Below are 19,369 nucleotides of genomic sequence, written 5' to 3' on the forward strand. Positions count from 1 at the left end.
TAATCTCTAAATGAACTCGCAGCCGAATTTATAACGGTTTGTCAGTGTTAATGCAAGCTTATCACCTGAATTAAGTACCCCAACACCTGCTGGCGTGCCTGTTAATACAATATCACCAGGTAACAAGGTGAAACACGTGGTTATCTCTGTCAACAATGACTCAATAGTACGCATCATGTTAGCCGTGCAGCCCTGCTGTCTTAACTGGTTATTAACCATCAAGGTGAAATCGAGATTATTCACATCGGCAAATTCAGCAAACGGGATAAAAGTGCTAATAGGACAAGCATTATCAAATGCTTTTGCCCTTTCCCATGGATGCCCTTGGGCTTTAAGTGATGATTGTAAATCACGTAAAGTCAGATCAAGCCCTAAACCAACACCCCAAATTAACTCAGAAAGCACGATTGGCGTTCCTTTCGTAATTGGTGACTTAATTAATAACGCCACTTCTAGCTCATTGTGACATTCACCTAAACCGACAGGAAGTAGCAGCGGTTTATCCAGTGCTACTAACGAGGTTGCAGGTTTAATAAACAATAATGCTTGTTCTGGTACTTCGTTACCAAGTTCACGGATGTGATCGAGATAATTACGGCCAATACACACGACCTTACCAACCGGCAGATCAAGTTTATCGTTATTTAATGTCTGGTGTTCGTAAAGAGAATCAATCATTTCAATCCCTGAATTTGATAGCATCTGATAAATGGGCAACGGATGTTGCAAAGTAATCTGAACGATTCCAACGCATAATACTTTTATAATTATTGTACGCTAAATAAATTCGTCCTTTTTCGCCATCAGGCATAACAAGTGACGCATCAAGATCTACATTAGGTAATGCTTTACCTTCAAAGGTTCTTATCCCTAGCGCTTGCCATTCTGGTAACGTCTTAGTCAGTTTTAATCCTGAAACACTCGCATCGTAGCCTTTAGGTAACGTAACTTGTCGACCCCAAGTGTAAGTATCATCCCACTTGGCTTGTTTCAAATAATTGGCAGCAGAAGCTAATGCGTCGGCTTTACTGTTCCAAATGTCCTTTTTACCGTCGTTATTATAATCGACAGCATAAGCGTTAAAAGACGAAGGCATAAATTGAACTTGTCCCATTGCACCAGCCCAAGAACCTTTCATATTATCAATGGTGATGTGTCCTTCATCGATAATTTTCAGTGCTGCAAACAACTCTTTCTTAAAGAACGCTTCTCGGCGCCCATCATAAGCGAGTGTCGCCAATGCTGATAAGGTAGAAAAATTACCCGTGTAGTTACCGAAGTTAGTTTCAACACCCCACAACGCGATAATAAAGCGTGGCTGAACACCATAGTCTTTGCCAATGCGTTGTAGTAAATCTATATTTTCATCATACAGCTTACGTGCTTTTGCGATCTTCCATTCAGGTACGGCTCTTGGGATATAAGCATCAAGCGTTATTTTTTTACGCTCAGGTTGTGCTTTGTCATGAACAATGGTCTTTTTGCGATACTTCATCGAAGCAAAAGCATCATCCAATGTTTGTTCACTCAAACCTAAGGCTTGCGTCTCTGTTCGTAAGGTCGATAAATACTCATCAAATGTCGGTTTAGCTGACACAACTGTCGTGCTTAATGCAAATAATACTAATCCTGCTAATTTCATTTAATCTCCTTATAAAAGACGGCAATAAATATCGCTACTGTTTATTGTTATCACGCCACGTTTTATATTCTACTAAGTGATCGATTGGCGGTGGTGGCATTTGTAAATAAAAGCCCTTTGACGTTAAATTTTCTAATACATTTTTTGTATCAGCAAACGCTAACGTACGTTTATCTGTTAAATTCATTGTGACGACTAGTTTAGGTTGACCGAACATTGTTAATAAAGTTTCAGGAACCTGACTAAAATCGTCACGACGGGAAATAAATAAATACATCCCTTCTTTTTTATTTGTTTTATATATTGAACAAAGCATTGTATTTCTCTTAAGTTATAAACTTGCCTATTTTACGAGTAAAATATAACATGGCATAATGATTTATCTAAGTGCTATAACGATAAATGCTAAAACAGGCATAAAAACTAAGCAATCAGGAAAAAACAATGGCAGAACAGTCGATAAAATTTAAAGGGACAAGCTTTACACTTTCGGTAATTCATATCGAAAGTAACGCTGCGATGGCTAATCTTCACACCTTTATTGCCGACAAAGTCGCCCAAGCACCCGCATTCTTTAAATCTGCTCCCGTTGTCGTTAATGTTGCTAATCTTAAAGGTGACATTGATTTCAAAATGATCCAACAGGTCATCACTGATAATGGGATGAACCTTGTAGGTATTGAAGGTTGTCAAACGGCTGAGCAAAAACTGTCAGTGCGCGAGTCTGGTATTTCTGTTATTTCAAATACGGCTAAAAATACAGCAACTAAATTAGTGCCCAGTGCTGATATAAAACCAGAAATACAGACAGTTATAGTGGAAAAATCGATAACTAAGACCATAGTTCATAAAGGACAGATTCGTTCTGGCCAGCAAATTTACGCTCAAGATGCATCATTAACAGTACTTGGCAACATCAGTGCTGGGGCTGAAGTGATAGCGGATGGTTCAATTCATATATACGGAGCCTTACGTGGTCGAGCAATTGCAGGCGCAAAAGGTGACGAAAGTGCACAAATATTTTGTAATAAATTAGACCCAGAGTTGCTTTCAATTAATGGCACTTATATTTTAAGTGACGCAGTCCAAAGTCAGTTTATAAATACTCAAGCTCAAATTAATTGTATCAATAACAAATTAGAAATTACAAAGTTCGATTAAATTCAAGGAATTAAAATGGCTGAAATTATTGTCGTCACATCTGGCAAAGGTGGTGTTGGTAAAACAACGACCAGTGCTGCGATTGCTACTGGACTAGCACTAAGAGGGAAAAGAACTGTTGTTATCGATTTTGATATCGGTTTACGTAATTTAGATTTAATCATGGGCTGTGAACGCCGTGTGGTTTATGACTTTGTTAATGTAATCAATGGTGAAGCTAACCTGTCTCAAGCACTCATTAAAGACAAGCGAGTTGCTAACTTGTATATCCTGCCTGCATCGCAGACACGAGATAAAGATGCGCTGACAAAAGAAGGCGTTGGTAAAGTTTTGGATCAACTTGCTGAAAATCACGATTACATTGTGTGTGATTCTCCAGCTGGTATCGAAGCGGGCGCGATGATGGCGTTATACTTCGCAGATATAGCCGTTATCACCACTAATCCAGAAGTCTCTTCTGTGCGCGATTCAGACCGTATTATAGGCATGTTACAAAGCCGTTCTCGTCGTGCAGAGCTTGGTCTTGAACCAATTAAAGAACATCTACTTATTACGCGTTACGTACCAGAGCGTGTAGAACGCGGTGATATGTTAAGTGTAGAAAGTATTACTGAAATATTAGCGGTGCCACTTGCAGGTGTTATTCCTGAATCAGGTGCAGTGCTTAAAGCATCAAACTGTGGCCAACCCGTCATATTAGATACAGAAAGTGATGCAGGACAAGCTTATGCTGATACCGTAGCAAGGATACTCGGTGAAGAACGCGAGTTTCGTTTTGTTAATGTAGAAAAGAAAGGCTTTTTAAGCAGAATATTTGGAGGTTAAAATGTCGTTACTAGATTATTTCCGTACATCTAAACCAGATGTACAATCAGCAAATTTAGCGAAGGATCGTTTACAGATAATTGTTGCGCATGAACGTAGTTTACGTAATAACACTCCAGATTATTTACCACAATTAAAATTAGATATTCTTGAAGTAATTAAAAAATATGTAGCTGTGACGTCAGATCAAGTAAGTGTGCAACTTGATCAAAGAGATAACAATCTTTCAGTGTTAGAGTTAAATGTGACTCTGCCTGAAGAGTAATATAAATCAAAATAAAAAAGCGAGTGTGTAAGAGATTGCACACTCGTTTCTTTTTATATTACTTATTACTTATTACTTATTACTTATTTGGCCATTAAGCTTTCAAATACAGTATTGCCAATCAGTTCTGCACGCCAATTACTTAACATAATCGGCTTATCCCCTACTTGGCGCTCTTCTTCTGTTAATTCCCAACACCAATTCAATAGTTCGTTAATAATCTTCTTTGAACCAATCAATTCTGCTGGAATATTCGTTTTTTCAGCCACAACCGCGATTTTATTGCGTATGCCTTGGACTATTTTCTTATAACCTGGGTAATCAGAAATACGTGTTAGCGGTTCAGGCAACTCATCATCAGACAATTGCTCTACCTGTTTTACGATTTCAATTATTTGTTTGCCGTGACGTTTTATTTCGATTGGTAACAACTCAAGCTTATTCAAATCACGTAATGATTGAGGCTGTTGCTTTGCGACTTCAAGAATGTGTGCTTCTTTTACCACAAAGTTTACCGCCATATCACGATTGATAGCATTGTTTTCACGCCACTCGCCCAATGCTTGTAATGTTGCAAGTTGACGAGGAGGCAAGAAAGATGCGTTCTTGAATTGCTTATAAACAGTGCTCGGATTTTTCTTTGCCGATTTACGACGGCGTAGATTATCTAACTCTTGTAGATAATAGTCATAATAACCGAGTTCATTCAGCTTTGATTCCAATTCGTTCCAGCAAGGTAACAAATGGTATACGTCTGCAGCAGCGTAATTAAGCTGCATTTGCGTCAAGGGACGTGCTAACCAATTAGAACGCGATTCGCCTTTATCCAATGTAATGTTTTGGAATTCAGAAACTAAACCGCCAAAACCAAGGGAAGATCCAAGACCACAAAATGCGGCAGCGATTTGAGTATCATGAAAAAAATCGGGGAATTTATTTGCTTCCGTCATAAATACGTCGAGGTCTTCAGAGCAAGCGTGAAGCACTACAGGGTGACGGTCAAGAAGTTGCCATAATGAACTTAAGTCATCAACGGCAAGTGGATCAACTAAATAAGTTTCAGTACCAGTATATAGCTGAAACAATCCAAGAATGGGGTAATAAGTACGCTGTCTGATGAATTCAGTGTCGATTGCTAAAACTTCAACGTCCGCACATTGCGCTATCATTTGCTGCAATGTTATTTGATCTTCAACTAAAATATATTCCACTTATAACCTCAAAAAAAAGCCACTTTCTTAAAATTTAGAAAGTGGCTTAATTTTAACGAAATAAACGTCTAATTATAAGTGTTTTATGACTTTAAATTATATTAATGCTTAATCACGCAATTCACGACGTAATATTTTACCAACATTACTCTTTGGTAACTCATCACGGAACTCGATAATACGTGGGATCTTATAAGCAGTAAGGTGTTCACGACAATGGGCAATAATTTCTTCTTTCGAAATTTCACCTTTCTTAACAACAAAGATTTTAACTGTTTCGCCTGATGATTCGTGAGGAACACCAATTGCTGCAGCTTCAAGAATGTTGTCATTCATTGTCAGTACATCTTCAATTTCGTTAGGGAAAACGTTAAAGCCGGAAACAAGGATCATATCCTTCTTACGATCGACGATGTAGAAGAAACCCTCTTCGTCCATACGGGCGATATCGCCAGTGTTTAGCCAACCATCAGTGATCACTTCAGCAGTGTCTTGTGGACGCTGCCAATAACCTTGCATCACCTGAGGACCACGCACTTGCATTTCGCCTACTGCGCCAGGTTTTGTTAATACGCCACCTTCGTCATCGATAATACGTACATCAGTTGATGATACCGGTAGACCAATAGAACCGTTATATTCATGTAGATCGTAAGGGTTTACTGTTACAAGTGGTGAACATTCTGTTAAACCATAACCTTCAAGTAAATGGCAACCAGTGATCTTCTTCCATTTTTCAGCGACTGAACGTTGCACAGCCATACCGCCGCCAACAGATAGTTTCAGAGCTGAAAAATCAATGTTAGCAAAACTGTCATCATTAACGAGTGCATTAAACAGTGTATTAACACCTGTGATTGCAGTTGGTTTATGATCACTAATTTCTTTGATTAATGCAGGCAGATCACGTGGGTTTGTAATAAGAATATTCTTACCACCACCCAAGAAGAATAATAAGCCATTCACTGTGAGTGCAAATACGTGATATAGCGGTAATGCCGTGATCACAGTTTCTTTGCCACGGTCAATAATACTACCGTAAGCCCCTTCCGCTTGTAACACGTTAGCAAGCATATTTTTGTGCGTTAATACTGCACCTTTAGAAACACCCGTTGTACCACCAGTGTACTGAAGAAAAGCGATGTCATCAAAACCAGCTTCAACTTTAGTAAACTGCAATGAACGGCCTTTACTTAACACGCGATTGAACGGTATCGCATTAGGTAGGTTAAATTTAGGTACCATCTTCTTCACGTACTTAACAACTAAGTTTGTGATAGCGCCTTTAACAGGAGAGAACAAGTCACCTAATTGCGTTAAGATAACGTGTTCAACAGGTGAATCTTTAATGACTTTTTCAAGTACACTAGCGAAGTTGGAAATAATAACAATTGCTTTAGCACCTGAATCGTTCAACTGGTGCTTCAACTCGCGCGGTGTATATAAAGGATTTACATTAACAATGACCATACCTGCACGTAACGCACCAAATAGCGCGATCGGGTATTGAAGTAAATTTGGCATCATTAACGCGACACGGTCGCCTTTAGTTAATTTAAGCTCATTTTGAAGGTAAGCTGCGAAAGCGCGAGACTTCTCATCGATTTCACCATAAGTTAATGAACAGCCCATATTTACATACGCAGGGTTATCTGCATAATTTTGAACTGTCTGATCGAATATATCGTTTAAAGAACGAAATGAACCAAAGTCAATCTCTGCTGGTACATTATCCGGGTATCTCTTTAACCAAACTTTTTCCACCTTACCACTCCTTTTATTTAACTTTTAATTTAACAACACAATAACGTTATTATTAATCCCTTAATAATAATTAATCGCTATTGATGAAATTATTTATTGTGAACGGATCTTAATTGATTAACACTCAATTAACAAATAAAATATCTACATTAGTTGTTTATTTAAATCTTCATAATTTAGAATTAGATAACAATTATTCTATTTTAGTTGATTTAATAAACCATTATATTTAATTTTCAACAAATTTAACGATAGCCATTGCAGTTTCCGCGGCATTATCCATGTGAACATGATGTCCGCCAGGCACCTCTAAAATAGTAAAATTGGCTTTAGAAAATATTTCTAAATCTAAAGTGCGTGTGATCAATGGAAATCCTTTATCACCAACCATTATCAAACAAGTCGTTGATAATGATGATAAAATATCAAAAACCTGCAATTCTGTCAAACGAACTAAAGACCGTAGCTTCAATTTTGGATCTGAACAAAAGTTAACACTGCCATCACAAGATGTTAAATTTCTGTTACAAATTATTTTAGCATGTTCTTCATTCAAATCAGAAACAAGACAGCGTGCTTTAACCACTTTTTCCAACGTTAAAGTATTACTTTTGCGCTTCATACTTGCGTTGACATTTTTATTGTAAATAGCGCGACTTTCTATGCCTTTACGTAATTGGCTCACAGTTTGGTCAGCTTCTGCTGAAATAGCACCCAAACCTTCAATTAACACAATTCGGTGTACTAACTCAGGAAACGTAGCAGCAAAAATAGAACTGATCATAGCCCCCATGGAATGGCCAATAATACTCACAGGCCCCCAATGTTGGGTTTTAACGATTTGATATAAATCGTCCACCCACTCCATAAAATTGTAATGACCTACTTTATGATCCGAATGACCGTGACCAGGTAAGTCAATTGCAATTAACTGATAAGGCAGTGAACCATCTTCTAACTTATTTAATAAAGCATCAGCAAGAGGCAAAAAACTAGCCGCATTATCTAACCAACCATGAACGGCTAATAACACAGGTTTCGTGTTGTCCCCCCACTGCAAGCCAGTAATAATGCTGCCATTAACCTCTATACTAACGTTAATCATTAGAATTTACCCTCTACCTGGCAGTTTCTTCCAAGTGACAGTATCTCGAACGTAAACAGGCATAGCCTCTTCGACTGTAACCGCTTTACCATTGGCAAAATCAGCCGCCGCAATAGCCAGCATATCGTGTGACGTTGGAAATTGAATACCTTCACATGCAGTAAGGTTTGCCACGTTTAATGCCGCAAGTTGCTCTGCATAAGTCGCCCAACCTGTGCCGAGTGTATAGAATGCTTGCTCTGGTTGGTTGAAATTAGCCACTAATTCATCAGCCGTGATCACCATTTCATTACCCACTAATGTCATCACGCCAGCTTCATTTAGCTTGTATTGCGCAAAGTATATTTCGCCCATGCGTGCATCAATGGCGGGTAATACATCGGTCGCATTATGTAGTCGATGTGCACCTTGTGCCATTGCTGCCAATGTCGAAATAGGTAACATGGGTAAATCAGAACCAAAAGCCAGACCTTGCGCAATACCAGTGCCAATACGTACGCCGGTAAAACTGCCCGGTCCACGTCCAAATGCAAGTGCATCTAAATCGGTCAACTTAATGCCCGCTTCAGACAACAAGCTATCGACCATAGGTAAAATACGTTTAGTATGTTCACGTGGGCTTTCAAACTCTCTTACTAATATCTCACCGTTAATGCTCAGTGCGGCTGAACAGTTTTCTGTTGATGTATCTAGTGCTAAAATATTACTCATAAAATTCACTTTCTAATTGTTAGTTTTCTTAATAAAAGATAAAACGCCATTTAAATCTCTGGTACGCGGCATATCAGGTAAGCTATTGATAAATGTAGCGCCATAACCACGAGAGACAATACGTGTATCACAAATAATGACACAGCCTGTGTCTTTGACATCTCGTATCAAACGCCCGACACCCTGCTTCAAGCTAATAACCGCTTTTGGAATTTGCAATGCCGCAAAAGGATCTTCGCCCTTGCGCTGACAGTCTTCAATACGCGCCTGTAACAGCGGATCATCTGGTGATGCAAACGGTAATTTATCAATAATAACACAGCTTAAAGTTTGCCCGCGTACATCAATACCTTCCCAAAATGAATAAGTACCGATTAATAATGCATTACCGTGTTCAATAAATTGGTCCAGTAACACTTGTTTATTGTCTTGCCCTTGTACAAATATCGGCATAGGTAATTGTTGCTGTAATAACGCAGATACTTGCCTGATCATATAATGGCTAGTACAAAGGAAGAAACAGCGACCTTTGTTGGCTATAATCACCGGCGCTAACTTCTCAACCAATATCCGCGCGATGTTTGGATCATTAGGCTCAGGAATGTTACGTGGTACGCACAACATAGCTTGGTTTTGATAATCAAACGGGCTGGCCAGAATAAGTTCTTTGGCATTAGCTAAGCCCATTTGTTGACGATAGTGCGAAAAACAATGATCGACTGCCAATGTAGCTGACGTAAAGATCCACGCCGCATTATTTTTTTCCTGCTCGCTACTAAAGCGTTCCGCAATATTAAGTGGCGTGATATTTAATGTAAAGTTTCGCTTGGTACATTCATACCAATAGCTCTCGCCGGTATTATTTACCGCCATTATTTGTTGAAATATTGCTTTAATCTCAACCACACGATCGAAACATTGATCGACAAGCTCTGTTCGCCCTAGCGCTAATTTAAGTACTTCATAGATAAAATCGAGTTGGTCTTGAAAACGGGTAACAGTTTTCATTACAGCTTGTTGATTAAGGAGATGACGCCAATTGCCACGGCCGGTTTCCATTGAAAAGCTTAAGCGTAAATCTTGAGTTGCGTTGGCGAGACCATTTGCGGCTTTTGTAACTTGGACTGTGTCTTTAAGATCGGTTCGACCAAGGTATTGGACATCCTTGCACAACGCTTGGATTAGTTTACTCGACAGGCTTTTACCAAAATATTCCGAGGCTATATCCGGTATCTGATGGGCTTCATCAAAGACAATCACATCAGCATCAGGCAGCAAGCGGCCAAAACCAGAATCTTTCACATTAAGATCAGCAAAGTATAAATGATGGTTGACGACCACAATGTCGGCCTCTAAGGCTTTACGACGGGCTTTAACTAAGTAGCAATCTTCATAATCTGGGCAATCTCGTCCCAAGCAGTTGTCATTTGTCGATGTAACGAGCGGTAAGATCTCCGCATCATCTTTCAGCCCTGGTACCGAGCTCATGTCACCGCTAATGGTGATGTTAGACCAACCCTTTATTTTAACGTAATCACTTAATATCGTTTGATTTTGATATTGCGTTTCTCGACTCAAACGGGTCAAACGTTCTGTACAAAGGTAGTTATTACGACCTTTGAGTAATGCTGTTTTAGCTTTACTGTTTAATGCGTCGATAATGAAAGGTAAATCACGGTTGAACAACTGTTCTTGCAGGTTTTTACTACCCGTACTAATAATGGTTGTTTTGTCATTAACCAACGCAGGAATAAGATAGGCGAACGTTTTACCTGTCCCTGTCTCTGCTTCGACTATTAAGTTACCCTTGCTTGCGATCACATCGTTAATGGCTTTTGCCATATCGATTTGCGGTTGACGAGCCGTATAGCCATCGATGACTTTGGCTAATGCGCCACCCGATAAAAAATATTGCTCTATCACAAACAAGTTTCCATTTAATTTTATTAGACGCCATTTAATACCATCACTTATGCTAATAATCAAATTGATGTTGTATAAAGCCAAATTGATGGTTGTTTTTCAACCCTGTTAACAAAATACTACCGCTTATAACTTGTTATTTTTAACAAAATTAGTCAGTAATAGTGGAATCGCGCCCCACTTCTGCTAAAATCGCCTGCAAATCGACAGCAACACCTCGAATCTAGCTAATGAGTCCAAAGTAACTTGGAAGAGCCTTCAGGGAAATGAAAGAAACTCTTCCAAGTTACTTAGGTATTTAAACGATTAAACTCAATAAGGATAGTTAACAATGAGTCTTGCTGATAAAGTACTAGCTGTAAACAATGATTTACCAATCCGTACAGATAAGCCTGTTCACAGTGGTAAAGTACGTTCTGTTTATTGGTTAACTGAAGCCGATAGTCGTCGTCTAATCGAAGAAAAGGGTTATGACGTAGCGGCAGATGCACCACTTGCAATTATGGTTATTAGTGATCGTATTTCTGCATTTGAATGTATTTGGCACGGTGAAGGCGACATGCGCGGTGTACCTGGGAAAGGTGCTGCGTTAAACGCAATTTCAAACCATTGGTTTAAGTCTTTCCGTGAGAATGGATTAGCTGATAGCCATATCCTTGATATCCCTCACCCATTCATTTGGATCGTTCAAAAAGCCCGACCAGTCATGATTGAAGCGATTTGTCGCCAATACATCACAGGTTCAATGTGGCGCGCTTATAGTAAAGGTGAACGAAACTTCTGCGGTATCGAATTACCAGAAGGTTTAACCAAAGACCAAAAACTACCAGAATTGTTAATTACGCCGTCGACTAAAGGTATTTTAGAAGGCATTCCTGGCGTTCCTGCTGTTGATGATGTCAATATCACGCGTACAAATATCTCAGATAATTATGAAGCGTTTAACTTTAAATCTGTCGAAGATATTACTTACTACGAGAAGCTATTAAAAGAAGGCTTTAATGTAATTAGTGATGCATTAGCCGATGTTGGCCAAATGTTTGTTGATACTAAGTTCGAGTTTGGTTATGTAACAGACAGTAAAGGTCAAGATAAACTGATTTATATGGATGAAGTCGGCACACCAGATTCATCACGTATTTGGGATACAGCGGCATTCGACCAAGGTAATGTAGTGGAGAACTCTAAAGAAGGTTTCCGTCAGCAATTGCTTAACCACTTCCCTGAACCTGATATCTTATTAAACAAAAACAGAATGGATGAGCGTTTGGCACTTGCTGAACATAATGCACTACCAACGTCTGTATTAATGTCAATTTCAGAAACGTACTTAAACATCGCTGAGAAAATCACCGGTGAAAAGATTGTGTTGTCTGCCAACCCGAAAGCTGAAATCGTTGAAATTTTACGTAACGATTACAATCTTATTGATTAATATCCATGTCTATTAAACTAGATAGAATGTATTAAATTGTATACAGATTAAATGATGTAATAAAAAAGGAGAGCTACTTAGTATTAAAAGTAGACTCTCCTTTTTTTGTATTCATTGTTTAACAGTCATTAATCTTCTTTAACAAGCATAGATAGCGCCATTGCTTCTGCTACTTTAATACCATCAATACCAGCAGATAAAATGCCACCAGCATAACCAGCACCTTCACCAGCAGGGTATAAACCTTTCGTGCTTACACTTTGGAAGTCACGACCACGTTTAATGCTTACAGGCGATGATGTACGAGTTTCTACACCGGTTAATGTTGCATCTTTCGTAGAGAAACCTTTAATTTTCTTTTCAAAAGCAGGAATAGCTTCACGAATTGCCGCGACTGCAAATGGAGGAAGTGTCTTGCTCAAATCTGTAAATTTAAGACCCGGTTTGTATGACGGAACGACATCGCCAAATTCACCTTCGCCTTTACCATTAAGGAAGTCACCAACCGTTTGTCCTGGTGCATCGTAGTTACTACCACCAATAACGAATGCATTTTTTTCCCACTTACGTTGTAAGTCGATACCTGCTAATGGGTTACCTGGATAATCTTCTGGTGTAATACCAACAACGATAGCGCTGTTTGCATTCATTTCATTACGTGAATATTGGCTCATGCCGTTGGTAACAACGTGACCTTCTTCAGATGTTGCAGCAACAACGGTACCGCCTGGACACATACAGAAGCTATAAACAGAACGACCATTTTTACAGTGATGAACGAGTTTATAATCCGCTGAGCCAAGTAGTGGATTACCGGCATTTTTACCAAAACGTGCGTCGTCAATCGCTGATTGTTTGTGTTCAATACGGAAACCAATCGAGAATGGTTTCGCTTCAAGGTAAACGCCACGCTTTTGTAGCATTTCAAATGTATCACGCGCACTGTGACCAATAGCCAGAGAAACATGGTTTGTTGCAATAATTTCGCCACCAGCAAGCTCAACACCAGTAACTTGATCATTTTCAATTAAAATATCATCTACACGCGCACTAAAACGAATATCACCGCCAAGTTCAATGATATCTTTTCGCATACGTTCAATCATAGTAACAAGTTTAAATGTGCCAATATGTGGCTTACTTAAATACATGATTTCTTCAGGTGCGCCAGCTTTAACAAATTCAGTTAAAATCTTACGAGCATGAAACTTCGGATCTTTTACTTGGCTATACAATTTACCGTCTGAGAAAGTGCCCGCGCCACCTTCACCAAACTGAACATTTGATTCCGGATTTAATTCACGCTTACGCCAAAAGCCAAAAGTATCCTTGGTTCTTTCACGCACTTCTTTACCACGTTCTAATACAATTGGTTTTAATCCCATTTGCGCAAGTATTAGTGCAGTAAATAAACCACATGGACCAAAGCCAATCACAACAGGACGCTGCTCTAGCTCTTCTGTTTTTTCAGCAACAAATTTGTATGACATATCAGGTGTCAAACGAACATGCTGATCTTTTTCAAACTTAGCTAAGATCGCTTGTTCATCTACACTGTCTGCCAAAGTAACATCTAATGTATACATTAAGATAATCACATCACGTTTACGTGCATCATAACCACGGCGAAAAACAGTATATTCAGCTAATTGCTCAGGTTTAAGTGACAATCTCTCTAAAATATATGCATTGATTGCTTGATCGTCATGATCAAGTGGTAGTTTTACATCGGTTAAACGTAACATAGAAAATTATCCAAATATCAAAATGCTGAGCGCTGTTAGAGCACTCGCTTGTAAACTAGAATCTTAGGGCGGGCATTTTACGTTATTATGACGAAATATGCATTTTATTATTTAAAACCAGCTTGTTTTTCGAGCCTCTTTTGTCGTCTTAATTGGATGTTAATTGCTTTTAGGGCCTGCTTACGTATAATGCCAGCACTTTGAAAATTGAGGAACAAGCATCATGGCTTTTGTCGTAACCGAAAACTGTATTAAATGTAAACATGGTGATTGTGTCCCTGTATGCCCTGCCGATGCCTTCCATGAAGGACCGAACTTCCTGGTCATAAATCCGATAGCCTGTATTGATTGTGGACTTTGCGTACCCGAATGTCCTGTCGATGCCATTTATCAAGAAGATGAAGTACCTGAAGATCAACAAGTATTTATCGAAATAAATGAAGAACTGTCAGAACTATGGCCTATTATTACAGAAAAATGCGAACCACCAGCAGATGCCGATGACTGGGATGGTGTAGAAAATAAACTGTCCTTATTAGAGCGCTAGTCATAAACAGCCTAATAACACGTGGATAATATAATAATCCAATCGTAAGTTGAGAGTTCCTTATCTTCCCTACAGGAATCTCACTTACCAGATTAACTCTCATTTTATAGCCAGCAAGTTCACCTTCTACAATCTACAGCACATTAACACTCACCTTCCTCTCGACTTTTCTCTCGTATAGTCAATTCACATCTAGACTTAAAAGATTAACTAATATTTAGTCCTACTTTAAAAGTAATCTAAGGATAGACTGATGCGTAATGAGACCAATTCAATTACTAAATTAATGTTCGTGACCTTAATACTTATCACTTCCCATACATACTCCTATGCCAACAGCTCTGTATCAATCAAGACTGTACCTATTTATCCCTTCTCTCAAGATCAACAGCACCTGTACGACGAGCTTAAAAGTACCAATAAAGATCAGCTGCTGTTTTTTAAACATAATCGGCTAAATCTATCTGGTCTTACATTATTGAGTTTATTAACTGATCTCGGCTTTAGGCAAGATTCTAGACTCTCCAATAATGAGAAATCGAATATAGACGCAACAGATATAGCGCTTACCCTTGCGCTTTATCACATCGCTTCGCAATCACAGGGAAATCAATTAAAGTCGCCAGCAAATAAACCCGATGATTTTAAAGCCGCGCTTAATAACGATACCCTTTCCGCCTATATTGATTCAGCAATGCCGCAATTTAACGCCGTCATTCGTTTAAGGCAGGCGATTAACAAATACAAGAGAATGCAATATATAGACTGGCCTCTGCTGACTGAGACATTTAACCCACAATTAGGTCAAGGTCACGCGGAAGTGAAGATACTCAGGCACAAGTTAATGATACTCGATGATTTGAACAAGGCCCCTAATTCTACTTCAAAACATTCTACGTCAAAACATAGATTGCACATATTTGACCAAAGCCTCATTGACGGTATAAAGCATTTTCAGCGCCGTAATGGTTTTAAGCCAACAGGTAAACTTAATACCTATACAATAAACGCCTTAAACCAAAGCATAGCCACCCGTACCAACAAGCTTCAAGTTAACTTATGGCGCTGGCTTTCTTTACCCCGCACTCCACCAACAAAATACATCATGGTCAATATCCCTGCGTTTGATTTAACCCTCATCGATAAAGGTAAGCCTGTAATGGCAATGAAAGTGATTGTCGGTAAGCCCACTAATCAAACGCCAGTCATGATCACAGAGGTTAACTCAGTTACCCTGAATCCAACATGGACTCCTACTCGCAATATAATAAACAATGACCTCTTACCTTTACATAACAACAATAACACTGCCCTAAAAAGCCTTAACTTCCATCTGGCCAAAGGTTTTGGCGTTAACACGGTATACAGGGAGATACCGGCTGACCTACAAAGCATGTTAGGACAGTATCGCTTAGTTCAACGAGCTGGCAATAATAATGCGTTAGGTAATGTGCGGTTTAATATTAAAAACAATAACGCTATCTTCTTACATGATACGCCAACCAAGTATCTGTTTAATCGACATAATAGAGCCTTGAGTCACGGTTGCATTCGTCTAGAGAAGCCCAAAGACTTACTCACGAGCTTACTTATCAGTCATGGGGACAAGTCTAAAACCCAGCATATGAGACTGTCTGATTCACTCCCCGTTTTTATTACATATCAAACCGCATGGATTGATAACTTAGGGAAAATAAATTTTCGTAACGACCTGTATAAAAAGGATAATTAATTATTCAACTCATAAATTTAAAATTAACACAATAAAAAATAGCCAATAATGAGATAGTGCTCTAGTTTTAGGTATATGCTTCTAAAGTAAGGGAGCATCAAGAAGTAAAGACAATAAAATCAATGTGTTAATCTATATTTGTGAATTAAAAGTAACTTATTGGAGTACTAAAAAATGAATAAATTATCAATGTTTATCCAAGATTTTATCGAAGACGAAAGTGGTCTTACTGCGGTTGAGTATGCCATTGCTGGTGGATTAGTTGTTGGTGGCATGGTCGTTGCGTTTGATCAATTGGGTACCGCTGCAACAGGCCAAATAACAACTTTATGTGGTGCCGTTGATGCGGACGCAACATGTACAGGCGTAGCTGCGGCTGCTGGTGGTGGCTAAATAAAAACATAGCAGCAAGTGCTCTTACTAGACCACAATACTAAGGTTTATAAAAAAGGATTTTATGATGTCAAACTATGCGTTAGTAATGCCGATTGTAACAGCGCTATTAATTCTTTGTGTAGCACTGTACTTTGATCTTCGTTACAAGCGCATACCAAACTTACTATGTTTCTTAGCACTATTTTTAGGCATTATTATTAATAGTTTCTTTAATTCATGGTCTGGCTTTATAGAGTCTTTATTCGGGGCTGGGTTGGCATTAATACTACTCATTCCTGCTTACAAATTTAAAATGCTTGGTGCTGGTGATGTAAAATTAATGATTGGCATCGGCGCCATTTCTGGTCCTTTAATATTAACCTGGTCAATTGCATACGGTATTATTTTTGGTGCTTTTACAAGTATATTAATCGCAACTAAAACCGTTGGTTGGGTCGGTCTAAAAGCCATGATTTCTCGTTACATCGATTGTTTATATTTAGGTGTATATTTTAAACCAGAAAAAGGTGACGCAGGTGGAGTTAACGTACCTTATGCTCCTGCATTAATGCTCGGTTGGATGTTAGCAACTTATATTAACTACGACATTTACGATTTAATGTGGACGGTAGAAATAATGCTCAATGAAATAGGTACTAGCTTTAACCTCATATAATTTTCTTTAATTACCATATAAAATAACGGGCATGATTATGACGGACCAATCAATAAATGGGCTGCAAGAAAACGCACCGAAATTAAATACCTATGACTCCCAACTCTTTCCAGAAATAGTTTCTGAACAACAAATTGATTGTACAAGTGAGCACTTAGCTAAGCGCCCAACAACAATTAGCGAAACAGGTTTATCCTCTCAACTTCTAACCGAATTATTAATTAAACATATCCATGCTATGCACGTAGCCACTATACGTGAACTCGCAGACGCCTTAGCTTTGCCTGGAGGCATAGTACAAGTACTTATCGACGTAGCAAAAGAGTCAGCTTTAATAGAAAATAGACAAAGCTTAGCCAGTGGACAGATGCGCTATGCCTTATCAAACATTGGTGAGGTAGAGGCAGAGAAAGCATTAAAATCAAGTGGGTATATCAGTGTTGCTCCCGTTCCTTTGACACAGTACGTTGATATTGTGCTTAAGCAAACCAGTAGAAATACACAGATTACTAAACAACGCATGCAAGCTAGATTCGCAGAGTTAATGTTTTCGGAAGCGTTAACGTCAGCCATTGGCCCCGCGTTGAACTCTAACAAACCGATATTAATTTATGGTATGCCAGGCGTTGGTAAAAGTTACCTCTGCCGTAACTTAAATTTATTATTTGGCGATGATGTATTGATCCCTTCGGCAATAGAAATCAGTGGCAATATCATCCAAGTCTATGACCCACAAGTACACATACTCAGTACCGAGCAAAACAACGAAACACCAGCAGACGCATTATTCAGTCTCGACCGAGGTCATGACCCCCGCTGGCGTCTATGTCAACGTCCGTTGATTGTAACTGGCGGTGAGCTTACCGAAGATATGTTAGAGGTCAATTTTGACTCAAGCAGCCGTACTTATAAAGCGCCTCTACAATTAAAAGCTAATAACGGGATCTTATTATTGGATGACCTCGGTCGTCAAAAAATGACCCCGCTCGCCTTATTTAATCGCTGGATTATTCCACTCGAAGAACGCCGAGACTTTTTGTTTTTGCCCAACGGCGTACACTTTGAAATACCTTTCGAACTGATTTTATTGTTCTCAACCAACTTAAACCCTGCAGAACTAGTAGATGAAGCTTTCCTACGTCGCTTAGGTTACAAAATTGAATTTCAACCGTTAGAAGTCGATAGCTACAAGAAACTTTGGGGTAATGTATGCGAAAGTTTCAACTTAACTTGTGCAGATGACACATTCGATTACCTTTTAAACGCATATCACAACACAACCAACAAGCCTTTTCTGCCCTGCTATCCACGAGATTTACTCAGTATCATCAGCGATCAAGTTAAATTTAATGAGCTCCCAAATAAAGTCGAAAAAAACTTAATAGATATTGCTTGGAAACACTATTTTGTTAGTCAAAGCTAATAATATTAGAGGTAAGTAACATGAATAAAAAACCCATAATTTCAGTCGCAATCTCGATTATGTTTGGGGTTGGCGCAATTTTAATTGCACAATCTTGGCTGGATAATAATAAGCAAGCAGCACCAGAGAACCAAGTTTACATCGCTTTTTCAACCATGACGGTTCCTATTGGCACAGTGATAGAGCCGAAGCATATTACATTGAAAGTATTGCCAGTATCCATGTCAGCAGATAATACAATCCAAAACCCTGACGAAATCTACGGTATGATAGCCAAAGACACTATTTATATTAATGACATTATGCGTACCGAAAGACTGCTTGTAAAAGGAGAAGGTAGCACACTCGCAAGTCTTATTTCAGAAAACATGCGAGCAGTATCTATCCGAGTCGATGATGTTGTCGGTGTGGCAGGTTTCTTATTACCTGGTAACCGAGTCGATATTTTGAACACCACAAGCGATAAAGGCAGTGTTACAACAGAAGTCATTCTTGCCAATATTAAAATTCTCGCTATTGATCAACGAGCAGGTAAAGGTGAGAACAAACCTCAACTCGTACGTGCGATCACCGTAGAAGTTAACTTAGAACAAGCAGAAAAATTGATGACGGCACGTAACAAAGGCCGCTTACAACTAGCGCTACGTAACCCAACAGACAGTCATGCCGTTGATTTTGCAAGTAATAAAAAAGTAATTGCTGATGACATCATTGAAATAGCACCCCCTGTATTAAAACCTCGCCCGATTAAACAGAGAACCAGTAAACATAAAGTCGAAATAATCCGCGGTACAACCCAAGAATCTGTCCAACTTAAAATTTAGTTATT

19 protein-coding genes are annotated in these 19,369 nt (G+C 38.9%); 10 read left to right on the forward strand and 9 right to left on the reverse strand.

The features are described 5' to 3' along the window. Window positions 1-6: 6 nt before the first annotated feature. Genes A923_RS0102050 through A923_RS0102060 form a run of 3 tightly spaced genes read right to left on the reverse strand, consistent with a single transcriptional unit; the run spans window position 7 to window position 1,958 of the window. The gene (locus A923_RS0102050) at window positions 7-678 is read right to left on the reverse strand and encodes a fumarylacetoacetate hydrolase family protein (RefSeq protein WP_017219978.1); all 672 of its coding nucleotides are present in this window, start codon (window positions 676-678) and stop codon (window positions 7-9) included. 1 nt (window position 679) lies between these two features. Next, window positions 680-1,642 (reverse strand): lytic murein transglycosylase, encoded by a 963-nt coding sequence (locus A923_RS0102055; protein WP_017219979.1) that lies wholly within the window; start codon window positions 1,640-1,642, stop codon window positions 680-682. A 34-nt stretch (window positions 1,643-1,676) separates the two neighbouring features. Continuing rightward, the gene (locus tag A923_RS0102060) at window positions 1,677-1,958 is read right to left on the reverse strand and encodes a YcgL domain-containing protein (RefSeq protein ID WP_017219980.1); all 282 of its coding nucleotides are present in this window, start codon (window positions 1,956-1,958) and stop codon (window positions 1,677-1,679) included. Between the two features lie 128 nt (window positions 1,959-2,086). Here A923_RS0102060 and minC point away from each other — a divergent pair, with 128 nt between their 5' ends. The 3 genes from minC to minE are packed head-to-tail and all read left to right on the forward strand — an operon-like array spanning window position 2,087 to window position 3,893. Continuing rightward, window positions 2,087-2,803, forward strand: a complete 717-nt coding sequence (gene minC / locus A923_RS0102065; protein ID WP_017219981.1) for a septum site-determining protein MinC — start codon at window positions 2,087-2,089, stop codon at window positions 2,801-2,803. A 15-nt stretch (window positions 2,804-2,818) separates the two neighbouring features. Further along, window positions 2,819-3,628 carry a septum site-determining protein MinD gene (minD, locus tag A923_RS0102070; protein ID WP_017219982.1) on the forward strand — a complete coding sequence of 270 codons (810 nt, stop codon included), beginning with the start codon at window positions 2,819-2,821 and terminating at the stop codon, window positions 3,626-3,628. A 1-nt stretch (window position 3,629) separates the two neighbouring features. After that, entirely contained in the window at window positions 3,630-3,893 is a 264-nt protein-coding gene (gene minE, locus A923_RS0102075) for a cell division topological specificity factor MinE (RefSeq protein WP_017219983.1), read from the forward strand. 83 nt (window positions 3,894-3,976) lie between these two features. Here minE and rnd read toward each other — a convergent pair whose 3' ends face one another. The 5 genes from rnd to A923_RS0102100 all read right to left on the reverse strand — a co-directional run bounded on the left by rnd (window position 3,977) and on the right by A923_RS0102100 (window position 10,607). Beyond that, a complete protein-coding gene (rnd, locus tag A923_RS0102080) occupies window positions 3,977-5,104 on the reverse strand; it encodes a ribonuclease D (RefSeq protein WP_017219984.1) in 1,128 nt (375 codons plus the stop codon). A 108-nt stretch (window positions 5,105-5,212) separates the two neighbouring features. After that, the gene (fadD, locus tag A923_RS0102085) at window positions 5,213-6,868 is read right to left on the reverse strand and encodes a long-chain-fatty-acid--CoA ligase FadD (RefSeq protein WP_017219985.1); all 1,656 of its coding nucleotides are present in this window, start codon (window positions 6,866-6,868) and stop codon (window positions 5,213-5,215) included. A 229-nt stretch (window positions 6,869-7,097) separates the two neighbouring features. After that, complete coding sequence (locus A923_RS0102090) at window positions 7,098-7,973, reverse strand: alpha/beta hydrolase (protein WP_017219986.1); 876 nt, start codon at window positions 7,971-7,973, stop codon at window positions 7,098-7,100. A 6-nt stretch (window positions 7,974-7,979) separates the two neighbouring features. After that, window positions 7,980-8,684 (reverse strand): tRNA (adenosine(37)-N6)-threonylcarbamoyltransferase complex dimerization subunit type 1 TsaB, encoded by a 705-nt coding sequence (gene tsaB / locus A923_RS0102095; protein ID WP_017219987.1) that lies wholly within the window; start codon window positions 8,682-8,684, stop codon window positions 7,980-7,982. A 12-nt stretch (window positions 8,685-8,696) separates the two neighbouring features. Next, window positions 8,697-10,607, reverse strand: coding sequence for a DNA repair helicase YoaA (locus A923_RS0102100; RefSeq protein ID WP_017219988.1), 1,911 nt, complete (start codon window positions 10,605-10,607; stop codon window positions 8,697-8,699). 331 nt (window positions 10,608-10,938) lie between these two features. On the opposite strand from A923_RS0102100, the gene A923_RS0102105 reads away from it, so the two are divergent. Beyond that, a complete protein-coding gene (locus A923_RS0102105) occupies window positions 10,939-12,042 on the forward strand; it encodes a phosphoribosylaminoimidazolesuccinocarboxamide synthase (RefSeq protein WP_017219989.1) in 1,104 nt (367 codons plus the stop codon). A 128-nt stretch (window positions 12,043-12,170) separates the two neighbouring features. Here A923_RS0102105 and A923_RS0102110 read toward each other — a convergent pair whose 3' ends face one another. After that, complete coding sequence (locus tag A923_RS0102110) at window positions 12,171-13,787, reverse strand: NAD(P)/FAD-dependent oxidoreductase (RefSeq protein ID WP_017219990.1); 1,617 nt, start codon at window positions 13,785-13,787, stop codon at window positions 12,171-12,173. A gap of 223 nt (window positions 13,788-14,010) precedes the next feature. On the opposite strand from A923_RS0102110, the gene fdxA reads away from it, so the two are divergent. From fdxA to cpaB, 6 genes are all read left to right on the forward strand, one after another. Further along, window positions 14,011-14,334, forward strand: coding sequence for a ferredoxin FdxA (gene fdxA, locus A923_RS0102115; RefSeq protein ID WP_017219991.1), 324 nt, complete (start codon window positions 14,011-14,013; stop codon window positions 14,332-14,334). A 253-nt stretch (window positions 14,335-14,587) separates the two neighbouring features. Continuing rightward, entirely contained in the window at window positions 14,588-16,066 is a 1,479-nt protein-coding gene (locus A923_RS0102120; protein WP_017219992.1) for a L,D-transpeptidase family protein, read from the forward strand. 174 nt (window positions 16,067-16,240) lie between these two features. Next, window positions 16,241-16,459 (forward strand): Flp family type IVb pilin, encoded by a 219-nt coding sequence (locus A923_RS0102125; protein WP_017219993.1) that lies wholly within the window; start codon window positions 16,241-16,243, stop codon window positions 16,457-16,459. 64 nt (window positions 16,460-16,523) lie between these two features. Beyond that, complete coding sequence (locus tag A923_RS0102130) at window positions 16,524-17,117, forward strand: A24 family peptidase (RefSeq protein ID WP_157532738.1); 594 nt, start codon at window positions 16,524-16,526, stop codon at window positions 17,115-17,117. A gap of 37 nt (window positions 17,118-17,154) precedes the next feature. Further along, entirely contained in the window at window positions 17,155-18,540 is a 1,386-nt protein-coding gene (locus tag A923_RS0102135; RefSeq protein ID WP_017219995.1) for a P-loop NTPase family protein, read from the forward strand. 20 nt (window positions 18,541-18,560) lie between these two features. Continuing rightward, window positions 18,561-19,364, forward strand: a complete 804-nt coding sequence (gene cpaB, locus A923_RS0102140) for a Flp pilus assembly protein CpaB (protein WP_017219996.1) — start codon at window positions 18,561-18,563, stop codon at window positions 19,362-19,364. Window positions 19,365-19,369: the final 5 nt, after the last annotated feature.

Source organism: Moritella dasanensis ArB 0140 (genome assembly GCF_000276805.1).
Classification (GTDB): Bacteria; Pseudomonadota; Gammaproteobacteria; order Enterobacterales; family Moritellaceae; genus Moritella; species Moritella dasanensis.